This window comes from Streptomyces sp. NPDC055506, assembly GCF_053643595.1.
This window is the reverse complement of record NZ_JBSHKH010000188.1, coordinates 1-12,077: the sequence shown is the minus strand read 5'-3', so window position 1 is coordinate 12,077 and position 12,077 is coordinate 1. Positions and strand designations below refer to the sequence as shown.

General features: G+C 70.2%; 7 protein-coding genes. 1 reads left to right on the top strand and 6 read right to left on the bottom strand.

Annotated features, from left to right (window positions below):
• Nucleotides 1–38: 38 nt before the first annotated feature.
• The 6 genes from ACWIF2_RS38055 to ACWIF2_RS38030 form a co-directional block, all read right to left on the bottom strand.
• Nucleotides 39–752, bottom strand: a complete 714-nt coding sequence (locus ACWIF2_RS38055) for a glycoside hydrolase family 12 protein (protein ID WP_454365930.1) — start codon at nucleotides 750–752, stop codon at nucleotides 39–41.
• Between the two features lie 135 nt (nucleotides 753–887).
• Nucleotides 888–2,867 (bottom strand): beta-galactosidase, encoded by a 1,980-nt coding sequence (locus tag ACWIF2_RS38050; protein WP_454365928.1) that lies wholly within the window; start codon nucleotides 2,865–2,867, stop codon nucleotides 888–890.
• Nucleotides 2,867–5,077 (bottom strand): 1,4-beta-glucanase, encoded by a 2,211-nt coding sequence (locus ACWIF2_RS38045; protein WP_454365926.1) that lies wholly within the window; start codon nucleotides 5,075–5,077, stop codon nucleotides 2,867–2,869. The genes ACWIF2_RS38050 and ACWIF2_RS38045 overlap by 1 nt, the downstream gene beginning before the upstream one ends.
• 89 nt (nucleotides 5,078–5,166) lie before the next feature.
• Entirely contained in the window at nucleotides 5,167–6,117 is a 951-nt protein-coding gene (locus ACWIF2_RS38040; RefSeq protein WP_454365924.1) for a carbohydrate ABC transporter permease, read from the bottom strand.
• A complete protein-coding gene (locus tag ACWIF2_RS38035) occupies nucleotides 6,114–7,151 on the bottom strand; it encodes an ABC transporter permease (RefSeq protein WP_382496773.1) in 1,038 nt (345 codons plus the stop codon). The genes ACWIF2_RS38040 and ACWIF2_RS38035 overlap by 4 nt, the downstream gene beginning before the upstream one ends.
• 26 nt (nucleotides 7,152–7,177) lie before the next feature.
• Nucleotides 7,178–8,857 (bottom strand): Tat pathway signal sequence domain protein, encoded by a 1,680-nt coding sequence (locus tag ACWIF2_RS38030; protein WP_454365921.1) that lies wholly within the window; start codon nucleotides 8,855–8,857, stop codon nucleotides 7,178–7,180.
• A gap of 322 nt (nucleotides 8,858–9,179) precedes the next feature.
• On the opposite strand from ACWIF2_RS38030, the gene ACWIF2_RS38025 reads away from it, so the two are divergent.
• The gene (locus tag ACWIF2_RS38025; protein WP_454365919.1) at nucleotides 9,180–12,017 is read left to right on the top strand and encodes a glycoside hydrolase family 3 C-terminal domain-containing protein; all 2,838 of its coding nucleotides are present in this window, start codon (nucleotides 9,180–9,182) and stop codon (nucleotides 12,015–12,017) included.
• Nucleotides 12,018–12,077: the final 60 nt, after the last annotated feature.

The following is a 12,077-nucleotide window of genomic DNA, read 5'->3' as shown; positions in this document are numbered from 1 at the left end:
GCCCTTGACGGCGTTCGGCCCCGGCCCCGGATCGGGCGTCAGCTGCTGCTGACGGTCATGCTGTTGGTACGGAAGTCCAGGCCGCCGGACGACGAGGTGATCTCGTAGCCGAACTGGACGTCACCGATGGTCTCGTTGCCCATCCAGCCCTTGGTGTCCTTGATCCACTTCAGGATCGGCAGGATGTTCACCGTGCCGGAGCTGGAGTTGGAGGTGCGGATGAACGAGAACACCTCGTTGGCGCCGTTGGTGCCCTTGAAGACGTTCCAGGAGTGGCCGCCGAGGCTGACGCTGCCCTGCGAGGTGCCGATCGGGCCGACGGCTCCGGTCTTGTTGACCCAGAGCATGATCTCGTAGTCGTGGTCGGTGTCCCAGATGTCGTAGGACGTGTTGTACGCGCCGGACGACGGGACGCTGACGTTGTAACTGCTGGAGAGCGAACCCAGCGAGGTGATGGACTTGTTGATCGCCTTCGTCTGGTTCGGATAGGACTTGATGCCGCCGGTGTTGGGGTGGTTGGCGTTGACTCCCCAGTTGGTGCCGGAGTTGGCCCAGATGCACTGGGCTCTGGCGCCGCTGCCCCAGATGTTGTTGTAGAGCGTGTAGCCGTTCAGGTTCGTGTTGCCCCACTGGTCGCAGGAGTTCCAGACGGCGGCCGAGGCGGGGGCGGAGGCCAGGGCCACGGTCGCGCCGAGTGCCAGGGCCGGGGCGAGCAGGGCCTTGGTGACCCTGCTCAAGGTGCGTGATGCCATGGTGTCCCTTCCATGGGTGGGGGGATGGGGGAACTACCACGACCTCGAGGTGAGGACGTGGTCTTCTCCGGCGACCAGGTGGAGGGATTCTGTGCCGGTGGAAGTCCGCGGTTCGAGGAGGGGGGGCGGAGGCGGTCATGGCCGGAGTACCGCCGCCTCGTAGCGGGCGAGGGTGACCCGGTCGGTGACGGCCGTGCCCGTCAGCAGGTCGTGGTGGGTGCCGGGGACCTCCACGGTCACCGGCTCGCGGCCGTGGTTGAGCACGAACAGCAGCTCGCCCCGGCGCACGGCCTCGACCTGCCCGGGAAGGCCGTCGAGCACGGGCCGGACGCCCGCGCCGTCGGCGATCCGGGCCAGCAGGTCGCGCAGTGCCTCCGGCTCCGGGAGCGTGGAGAGGTACCAGGCGCGGTCCTTGCGCAGCACGGCGGGCATGCCGTCCAGTTCGCCGCCCTTGTAGAGGGTGGTGTGATCGGGGTCGGCGGGCTCGATCTCCTCGGACCACAGCGTGCCCAGGAACTCCTCGCAGGCGACGGTCTCCCCCTCGTCCAGCGGCCACCACTCGTGCAGCGTGCGGATGCCGAACAGCTCCCGCAGCCGGGCGTCCATGCCGCCGGGGCGCACCCGGTCGTCCTCGTCCGCGACACCGGTCAGGAAGCCGCAGACGAGGGTGCCGCCGCCGCGGGCGTAGGCGAGGAGGTTGCCGATCGCCGTGTCGGTGAGCGCGTACAGCTGGGGCACGACGATCATCGAGTACGGCGTCAGATCGTGCTCGGGGTGGGCGAAGTCGGTGGTGAGGTGGGCCTGCCAGAGGGCCTTGTGCCAGGCGCGCAGCACGTCCGGGTAGTCCACCCGGGAGGACAGGCGGCCGTCCTGGGCCCCGGCCCACCAGGCGTTCCAGTCGTGCAGGAGGGCGACGTTCGCGGTGATGTGCCGGCCGGTCACCTCGGGGGCGATCCTCGCCAGGTCCGCCCCCAGCCGCTTGACCTCCTGGTACGTACGGCCCTCCGCCCCGGCGTGGCTGACCATGCCGGAGTGGAACTTCTCGGCGCCCTGCCGGGACTGCCGCCACTGGAAGTAGCAGACGGCGTCGGCGCCCCGGGCCACGGCCTGCAGGGACCACAGCCGGTTGAGGCCCCGGGGCTTCGGGTGGTTCACGCCCCGCCAGTTGACCGGCCCGGCCGCCTGCTCCATGAGCATCCACGGCCCGCGTGCCTGGGAGCGGGTCATGTCCTGGACGAGGGCCCCGTTCTGGGCGCCGAGCGGATCGCGCGGGTCGGGGTAGAGGTCGACGGAGACGACGTCCTCCTCCTCCGCCCAGCGCCAGGCGTCCTGGCCGAACCACAGCGGCATGAAGTTGCTGGTGACCGGCAGGTGCGGGGTGTGGCGCCGGACGATGTCCCGCTCGGCGGTGTAACACTCCAGGAGCATGTCGGAGGTGAAGCGCCGGAAGTCCAGGACCTGGCCGGGGTTGCGCATGTAGTGGGGCAGGCGGGGCGGCAGGATGCCGTCCCAGGTGTCGTAGCCCTGGCTCCAGAAGGCGGTGCCCCAGGCCTCGTTGAGGGCGTCGAGCGTGCGGTACTTCTCGCGCAGCCAGCGCCGGAAGGAGGCGGCGGCCTGGTCGCCGTGGTCGGAGGTGCAGTACTCGTTGTTGATGTGCCACATCGTCAGGGCCGGGTGGCCGCCGTAGCGGGCGGCCAGGTCCTCGGTGATCGCGGCGGCGTAGCGCCGGTAGGTGGCGCTGGAGTGCGAGAAGTGCTGGCGGCCGCCCCACCACTCGGTGCGGCCGTCCTCGGTGACGGGCAGGGTGTCGGGGTGCAGCCGGCCCATCCAGGGCGGGGGCGAGGAGGTGGGGGTGGCGAGGACGATCCCGATGCCGTTCTCGTGCATGAGGTCCATCAGCGTGTCCAGCCAGCCGAACTCCCGTGCCCCGGGCTCCGGTTCCAGCTTCGACCACGAGAACACGCCGAGGGTGACGGAGTTGACGCCGGCGTCCTTCATCAGCCGGACGTCCTCGTGCCAGGTCTCCTCGGGCCACTGCTCCGGGTTGTAGTCGCCGCCGAAGAGGAGCCGGCCCCGGGTCGCGTCGCTCAGGGCAGGCCCTTGTCGCTCGGACATCAGGCGGGCTCCCCGTACTGCACGCCGCGTCCGTTGGTGGCGATGTAGACCCGGCCGTGGATGCGCGGGTCGCCGGTGATGGTCGCGCCGATCCAGCCCCACTGGTGCCGGTCGTCGTTGATCCGGGTCCAGGTCTTCGCCTCGTCGTCGGAGCGGTACACGGCGGTGATGCTCTCGGTGGAGCCGACCAGATAGACCGCCGGATAGGAGGCGCCCTCGGCGGCCTTGCCGAAGCCGAGGGTGTACGAGGCCCAGCAGCTGCCGACCTTGGTGAAGGTGGCGCCGCCGTCGGTGGAGCGGTACAGCCCGTTCCACTTCAGGCTCAGCCAGAGGTCGCCCGAGCGGCCGGGGGCGGCGGTCAGCTGGAACTCGCTGTCGCCCGAGGTCAGGCCGGTGGCCCGCGCGGTGAAGGTCCTGCCGCCGTCGGTGCTGGCGTGGAGCGTCCCGGTCGTGGTGTCGAAGGCGTAGAAGCGGGTCGCGTCGACCGGGTCCGCGACCGGGACGGCGCCCTTCGGGAAGGAGGCGACCTCGGACCAGTTGGCACCGTTGTCCGCCGAGCGGAATCCCGGGTCGGCCGTGCCGAAGGACCACAGCAGCACACTGCCGTCGGCGTTGGTGGCGATCGGCCCCGGCGCGGACTTGGCCATGGGCGGCTGGGCCTCGAAGGGCGCCCAGGTCCTGCCGCCGTCGTTCGACCAGGCGCCGTTGCCGTTGTCCCCCCACCCGGCCCGCACGACGTACGACGGCTTGGCCGCGGCGAGCGCGAGTCCCGTCGCCGTGCCGAACACCGGGTTCGACGCCATGCCGCGGGAGGGGGAGGCGGTGAGCCGCTCGTGGTACATCACGCCGATGTCCCCGGACCCGCTGATCAGATGCGCCTCTCCGGCCGGAGGGGAGATCAGCTGGCGTATGGACGCCTCCTCCAGACCACGGATCCGCGGGGCCCAGTGCTTGAGGTCGCGGGTGCCGTAGAGGGTCGCGCCGGTGCCGTAGACGATGTGCTCGGAGTCGTACGGGTCGACGGCGAGGGCCTGGATCCACCAGCCGAACTTGGGCTTGCCGGCCCCCCACTCGAGGTACGGCGTCTCGGACACGTCCAGGACCGCCTTGTCCTTCAGGGACTTCCAGGTGCGGCCGCCGTCGGTGGTCCGGTACAGGGTGTCGACCAGCGCCCAGCGGTTGTTGGTGGAGACGACGACGGTGCCGGGCCTGCGGGCGTCGACGGCACAACCGCCGTACCCGAAGGAGTCGGTCCCCCCGTCCTCCGTCGCCCCGCCGGGCCTCACCGGCGTGACCTCGGTCCACTTCCCGTCCGTCGTCCGCAGTTTGTGCACACTGCCGTCGGACTGGCCGTTGGGGCCGGGGGCGTTGGCGTACGTCACGTACAGCTCGCGGGTGTGCCGGTCGTACGCCGCCCGGATCGGCACCTTGGCGGCGGTGCCGGTCGGCTGCTTCGGGACGGCTTCCCAGCTCGTGCCGTCGGAGGTGCGGTACAGGTTGGGCTTTCCGGCCGTGCCGTCGGAATCGCCCCAGCCCGCGTAGACCGTACGGCCCGCCGCGACCAGGAGGGTGACGCCCTGGCCGGTGGCGCTGGGCGTGGCCGGGAAGCTCACCGCCTTCCAGGTGGCGCCCCGGTCTGTCGACTTGAGCAGTCCGTCGTGCCGGGTGCCGAGCCACAGGGTGTCGCTGTCACGCGGGTCGACGAGCAGCCGCTCCCCGCCCCCACGCCCGTCCTCGTTGGCCCCGAGCTTCACGGTCAGGTCGGTGCGCTGCCAGGTGGCCCCGCGGTCCTCCGACCGCAGCACGGCCCCGTTGCCGGCCCAGGACTGCGCGTACGTACCGAGGGCGAGGTACAGCCGGTCCGGGTGGGCCGGGTCGACGGCCATGGCCTCCACGCCGAGCAGGTTCCAGTCGTCCCAGCCGATGTGGTCGGTCAGCGGGACCCACCGGTCGGTCCGGTCGTCCCAGCGGTAGGCGCCCCCGATGTCGGTACGGGCGTAGGCGAGCCCTCGGACCGAGGGGTGGAACAGCACACCGGTGACGAACCCGGTACCGCCCTGGACCGCGTTGCGCCAGCGGTACCCGGCCCCCGCCGGAGCGGCGGCCTGCGCGCTGCCCTGGACGACCGGAAGGGCGGCGACAGCGGCGGTGGCGGCGGTGGCGGCGGTCCCGGCGAGCACAGACCGTCTGCTGAGGTGGAAAGTGGGCATGACGTACCTCGGTCCTTACAAGACGGGGAGGGGTGGATGCCCCTTCTCGGGGGCGCGGGGAACTGCGCGAAGCTTGGGAACAAGGGGCGTCACCCCTTGACGGCGCCGGTGAGCATGCCCTTCTTGAAGTGCTTCTGGACGAACGGCGAGATCACGGCGACCGGCAGCAACGCCATCACCATCACGGCCATCTGGATCGCCAGCCCGGAAATCTGCCCGGTCTTGATCGCCTGACTCACCCCCACCGGCGCCTCCTGCTTCTGCACCAGCTGGATCATGACGTTCTGCAACGGCATCATGTCCTGGTCGCTCAGATAGATCGACGCGTTGAACCAGGCACTCCAGTAACCGACCGCGTAGAACAACGTGATCACCGCGATCACGGCCCGGGACAGCGGCATCACGATCTGCCAGAGAATCCGCCAGTCCCCCGCCCCGTCGATCCGCGCGCTGTCGACGAGTTCCGGCGAGATCCCCATGAAGAACCCGCGCAGCACCAGGATGTTGAAGACACTGACCGCACTCGGCAGGATCAGCGCGAGATAGGTGTCCGTCAGCCCGAGCGACTGCACCAGCAGATACGTCGGAATGAGCCCGGCCCCGAAGAACATCGTCGCGAGCAGCGTCATCAGCAGCCAGCGGTGCCCGAGCGAGCCACTGCGGGACAGGCCGTAGGCGGCCAGCACCGACACCGTCATGGAGAACACCGTGCCGGCCAGCGTGACGCACACGCTGACGATCGCGGCCCGGGTCACCTGCCCGCCGCTCAGCAACTCCTGGTAGGCGATGAAGGTGATGCCCTTCGGGATCAGCACCAGTCCGCCGGCCTCGGTGATGGTCTGCTTCGAGGAGAGGCTGGTGACGATGACGATCCACAGCGGGAACAGGACGGCGAGGCAGGCACCGGCCAGGACGATGCCCTTGCCCGCGATCCCGGCCTTGTTGGGCGCGTCGTCCCAGACGGGCCGCGGCGGAGCCTGCCACCAGCGGGGTTCACGCGCCGCCTCCTCGACGGCGGCCTTGTCCATGACGGCGGTCACTTCTTGTACACCCCCTGCTCGCCCATGAAGTGGGCCACCTTGTTCGCGGCCAGGACGAGCGCCACGCTCACCAGGCCCTTGACGAGGCCCGCGGCTGCCGCGTAGCTGAAGTCCTGGTTGCGGACGCCGTTCCACCACACATAGGTGTCGAGGACTTCCGAGGCGCCCGGTCCCACCGCGTCGCGTTGCAGCAGGATCTGCTCGAAGCCGACGGTGAGCGCGTCACCGACCCGCAGCACCAGCAGCAGGGCGATCACGGGCCGCAGCGCGGGCAGCGTGACGTGCCACATTCGGCGCCAGCGCCCGGCCCCGTCCATGGCCGCCGCCTCGTAGAGGTCGGGGCTCACGGAGGCGAGCGCGGCGAGGAAGACGATGATGCCCCAGCCCGCGTCCTTCCAGACGCCCTCCGCCGTCACCAGGAACTTGAAGATCCCCGGGTCGGTCATGAGGTCGAAGCCCTCGTAGCCGTGCTCGCGCAGGGTCTGCGCGATGATGCCGGCCCCGCCGAAGATCTGCTGGAAGACGGTGATGACCAGCACCCAGGAGAAGAAGTGCGGCAGGTAGAGGATCGCCTGCGACACCGCCCGCACCCGGGGCCTGATCACGCTGTTGATGAGCAGCGCGAGCACGATCGGGATCGGGAAGAACAGCACCAGCTGGAGGACGAACAGCACGAGGGTGTTCTGCACGGCGTCCCAGAACGCCGAGTCCGCGAAGATCCGCTCGAACTGCTCAAGGCCCACCCAGGGGCTCTCCAGCATCGCGACGAAGCCGTTGTCGCTGACGTAGGGGTCGTACTCCTGGAAGGCGACGACATTGCCCAGGATCGGTATGTAGTTGAAGACCAGGACCAGCGCGATGGCGGGCAGGGTCATCAGGATCAGGGTGCGGTCCCGGCGGAACCGCAGGCGGAGGCTCAGTCTGCCGGAGGGTTTCTTCCCCGGTCGGCCTCCGGCGGGGGCGTCCGCCGCGCGGGGGTCCGCCTCGTTCGTCTTCGCCTCGGCCCTGCTGCGAGGCACCGTGCTGTGGGACACGGCCTACTCCTTGCCTCAGCGCCTGGTCACTGCGCGGAACCGTTGGTGTCGTGCAGCTTCTGGTACCAGTCCCGCAGCTTGTCGCCGCCCTGCTTCTTCCATTCGGCGACGGCCTGCTGCACATCGCTGATCTTCTTGCGGCCGCGGACGACGTCGTCCTCCAGCTGCTCGAAGTCGTTGGAGAGGTTGGTGTAGCGGGCGGGCTCGGTGATCTGCATGCCCCAGAAGGTGGACTTCTTGGTGAAGGCGCCCATCCGCTGCTGCCACTCGACCTGTTCCTTCGCGATGTCCGGGAGATCCGGGTGCGCGATGGTCGGGGCCGGGCTGGCGAGCATCACATAGGCGTTGATGACCTCCTGGTTGCCCTTGTCGTTCTTGGTGGGCACCCCGTCCTTGACCGTGTAGTGCGTGCCCTCCACCCCGTAGTTGGTGAGCATGTACTCCTTGGTGCCGTACGGGGCGGCGGTGACGTTCGCCGCGGCCAGGATGTCCTCGACGACGGCCTTGGACGCCTTCTTGTTGACGAAGGCGAAGATGCCGGCGGGCGAGCCGGCCCACAGCGTCGGGTCGCCGCCGTCGGCACCGAAGATGTCCATGCCGGAGATGCGGAAGTCGGTGTTCTGGCCCGCCTGCTCGGCCATCTTGCCCCACCAGTCCGAGATGTTCTGGTTGTAGATCAGGACCTGGCCGGAGGAGAAGCGGTCGCCCGCGGTGCCCTGGTTGGCCGCCTTGGCGTCGGGGTGGACCACGCCGGCCGAGTAGAGCTTGCGCGTCCACTCGAGGGCCTCGAGGTACTCCTCGGTCTCGACGCGGTAGACCAGCTTGCCGTCCGTCAGGTTCCAGCCGAGCGGCTTCTCGCTGCCGGAGAGCACACCGAAGATGTTGAAGGCGGTCCACTTCATGTCGTCGCAGGCCCACACCTTGGCCTTGGGCCGGGTGATCTCCTTGGCGAGGGCGAGGAACTCGTCCGCGGACGTGGGGAGGTCCCAGCCCTCCTTGTCGAAGACGTCCTGGCGGTAGAGGGGCACGATGCCGACGACGGAGGGGGCCGGCTGGGGCAGGCCGCGCAGCTTGCCGCCGAAGATGGAGTACTGCCAGGCGCCGCTCGGAATGGCGGCGAGGTTCGGGTACTTCTTGACCGCGTCCCCGGACAGGTAGGGGCCGAGGTCGGCGAACTTGCTGATGATGGCGCTGGGTATCTTGCCGCCCATGTTCCAGCTGGGGATGACCACGACGTCCGGCAGGTCGCTGGAGGCGAGCACCGCCCCCAGCTTCTCGTCGTAGGTGTAGCCGTCCTGGTTCTGCCAGGAGATGTCGACGCCGATCAGCTCGTTCATCGCCTTGTAGTAGGGGTTGTCGCCCTTCGGCGGCGTGCCCCAGAACGGCGACATGATCTTGATGGCGCTGCCCTTGCCCAGCTTCTTCGGCACCGCCGTCTTGAGGTCGGACAGGGCGAGCTTGCTCGTGAAGCCCATGGCCGAGCCGTTCTTGGACGGGATGTCCGGGCTCACCACGTTGCTGGCGACGTAGGCGGGCAGCAGCTTCTTCGCCGACTTCCCCGACGTGGTGCCGTCCCGCGAGCCACCGTCCGAACCGCCGCAGGCGGTGAGCAACGGCATCCCGCCGGCCACGGCCGCGGTGGCGACCGCCGTGGAGGCGAGGAAGGATCTCCGGCTCGGTCCGGAGGAGGCGGCGTTCGGCGTCATTGCGTCAACCCTTCATGGCACACCAGGACACCCGGCGGAGAGCCGTCGGCTGCGGTGTCTCGAGTGGAACTGGCTGAGCCGAAGCGAGCTGTCGACTCATCCGGGGCTCAGTAGTCGAAGCGCTTCGATGTTGTGTGAGGTTAAGTGAACACACCAGGGTGCACAAGGGTCGTTCCCAAACTTCCTCCCCGGTACGAAAGGAGACTTTCCGCATGCACTGCTTGAAGGGACGGAGCTGATCCCTTGACACCCGACCCGTCGTCGACCCAGCATCGAAGCGCTTCGAAAGTGCCCCGCCGATCCATCGCAAGGGGATCCCCACGTGACCGCACACACGCCGCCCACGCCGCCGTTCCGCGATCCGCGCCTGCCGTTCGCGAAGCGGATCGACGACCTCCTGTCGCGGCTCACACTGGAGGAGAAGACCGCCTTCCTGCACCAGTTCGCGCCCGCCGTCGAGCGGCTCGGCATCGCCGCCTTCCGCACCGGCCAGGAGGCCCTGCACGGTGTGGCGTGGATGGGCCCGGCGACGGTGTTCCCGCAGGCGGTCGGTCTCGGCGCCACCTGGAACCCGGAGCTGGTGCGGCGGGTCGGCGACGCGGTGTCCAAGGAGGTCCGCGCGATGCGCGCCAAGGACGACCGGGTCGGGCTCAACGTCTGGGCCCCGACGGTCAACCTGCTGCGCCACCCCCTGTGGGGCCGCAACGAGGAGGGCTACTCGGAGGACCCGAAGCTCACCTCGGCGATCGCCACCGCCTATACGCACGGTCTGCGCGGCGACCATCCCACCTACTGGCGCACCGCGCCCGTGCTGAAGCACTGGCTCGCCCACAACAACGAGACGGACCGGTCGACGACGTCGAGTTCGGTGCGCCCGCGCGTGCTGCACGAGTACGACCTGCGGGCCTTCCGCGAGACCGTCGAGGCGGGTGCGGTGGCGGGGGTGATGCCCGCGTACAACCTGGTCAACGGCCGTCCCAACCACGTCTCCCCGTACCTGGCCGAGCATCTGCGGGCCTGGACCGACGAGGAGCTGCTGGTCTGCTCGGACGCGGGCGCGCCGAGCAATCTGGTCGACTCCGAGCACTACTTCGACACCCACGAGGAGGCCACCGCCGCCTCCCTCGTGGCGGGCGTGGACAGCTTCACCGACCACGGCACGGACTCCTCGCAGATGACCGGGCGGCTGCGCGGCGCCCTGGAGCGCGGTCTGCTGACCGAGGCCGACCTCGACCGGGCCGTCCGCCGCCAGCTCTCGGTCCGCTTCCGCCTCGGCGAGTTCGACCCCGACTACGACCCGCACGACGCGACCAGCGAGTTCGACTCCCCGGGGCACCGCGCCCTCGCCCAGGAGGCGGCCGAGCAGGCGGTCGTGCTGCTGAAGAACGACGGCGTGCTGCCGCTCGCCCCGGACACCCGTATCGCCGTGGTCGGTCTGCTGGCCGACGAGTGCAAGCTCGACTGGTACAGCGGCACGCTCCTGCACCGCTCGACCCCGCTGGAGGGCCTGTACGAGCGGTTCGGCGCGGAGCGGGTGGAGTTCGCGGAGGGGGTGGACCGGGTCCGGTTGAAGACCTCCGGGGGCGCGTTCCTGCACGTGCCGGTGGTGGCGGACGCCGCCGACGAGGTGCGCGGCGCCGAGGGCGCGCTCGACCCGGCGCTGCTCGCGGGCCGCACCGACCTGCCCCCGCTGACCACCGACACGACCGGCACCGAACTGGCGCTGGTCGACTGGGGCGAGGGCGTGCTGACGCTGCGCGCGCCCGACGGCCGCTACCTCTCGGTCGCCGAGGACGGTCACGTCCGCGCCTCCGCCGACCAGCCGGGCGGCTGGGTCGTCCAGGAGACGTTCCGCCTGGAACCGCACGAGAAGGGGCACCTCCTGAAGCACCTGGGGTCGGGTCGCCACGTGTGTGTCTCCGCCGACGGCGTGAAGGTTGCCGAGGAAGATCCCGAGGTGTTCGAGCTGGTCTTCGCCGAGCGCGGCGAGGACGCGGTGGCGCGGGCCGCCGCCGAGGCCGACGTGGTCGTGGTGGTCGCGGGCAACGACCCGCACATCAACGGCCGCGAGACGGAGGACCGTACGACCCTACGTCTGCCGGAGCACCAGGAACGGCTGCTGCGGGCCGCCCGCGCGGCGAACCCGGCGACCGTGCTGGCGCTGGTCTCCGCCTACCCGTACGCGGTCGACCCGGCCGCCCTCCCGGCCGTGCTGTGGACGGCGCATGGCGGCCAGGCGGCCGGCACCGCCCTGGCCCGTGTGCTGGCCGGCGACGTCTCCCCCGCAGGCCGCCTGCCGCAGACCTGGTACGCCGACGACGCCGATCTGCCCGGCCTCCTCGACTACGACGTGATCGGCGCCCGCCAGACGTATCTGTACTTCGAGGGCACGCCCCTGTTCCCGTTCGGGCACGGCCTGTCGTACACGTCGTTCGCCTACGACGGCCTGACGACCCGGGTCGAGGACGGCACGCTGCACGTCTCGTTCAGGGTCACCAACACCGGTGACGTCACCGCCGACGAGGTCGCCCAGCTCTACACGCGCGCCGTCGACCCGTCCGTGCCGCGTCCGCGCCGTGAGCTGCTGGACCACCGCCGCGTCGCTCTCGCCCCCGGCGCCACGGCGGAGCTGGGTTTCGAAGTCCCGCTGACCGCCTTCGCGTTCTGGGACGTCGCCCAGGACCTGTGGCGCCTGGAGCCGGGCGCGTACGAGCTGCTGGCCGGAGCCTCCAGCGAGGACGTCCGGCTGCGGACGACCGTCACGCTGGAGGGCGAGCCCACCCTGCCGCGCGCGGTCCTGGCGGGCGGGCTGGCCGCGGCCGGTTTCGACGAGCAGAGCGGCATCGAGATCGTGGACCGGACGAAGGTGTCGGGCGACGCGGTGACGCCGGTGGCCGGATCCACGGGTGAACTGCTCTACCGCGACTGCGACTTCGGCCGCGGCATCACCGAGGTGACGGTGGAGGTGTCCGGCGAGGGCACGGTCGAAGTGTCCGTCGACGGCGGCCCGGCCCTCGCGGTGCTGTCAACCGCCGGACCGACATCGGGCCCCTACGACTACGTCTCGCTCGGCGCGTCCGTCACCGCCGCGGGCGTGCACGACGTCCGTCTCAGGCTGCGCGGCCCGCTGCGGCTCGCGCACGTCGGCTTCTCCGGTTGAGGATCCGGGGCAGGCCGGCGTAAAGAAGGGGCCCGGCACCGGAAGGCATCGGTGCCGGGC

Bases quoted from the DNA above. Each gene is read 5' to 3' on its own strand.
- ACWIF2_RS38050 (WP_454365928.1), bottom strand. From the start codon at position 2,867: ATGTCCGAGCGACAAGGGCCTGCCCTGAGCGACGCGACCCGGGGCCGG.
- ACWIF2_RS38030 (WP_454365921.1), bottom strand. From the start codon at position 8,857: ATGACGCCGAACGCCGCCTCCTCCGGACCGAGCCGGAGATCCTTCCTC.
- ACWIF2_RS38055 (WP_454365930.1), bottom strand. From the start codon at position 752: ATGGCATCACGCACCTTGAGCAGGGTCACCAAGGCCCTGCTCGCCCCG.
- ACWIF2_RS38045 (WP_454365926.1), bottom strand. From the start codon at position 5,077: ATGCCCACTTTCCACCTCAGCAGACGGTCTGTGCTCGCCGGGACCGCC.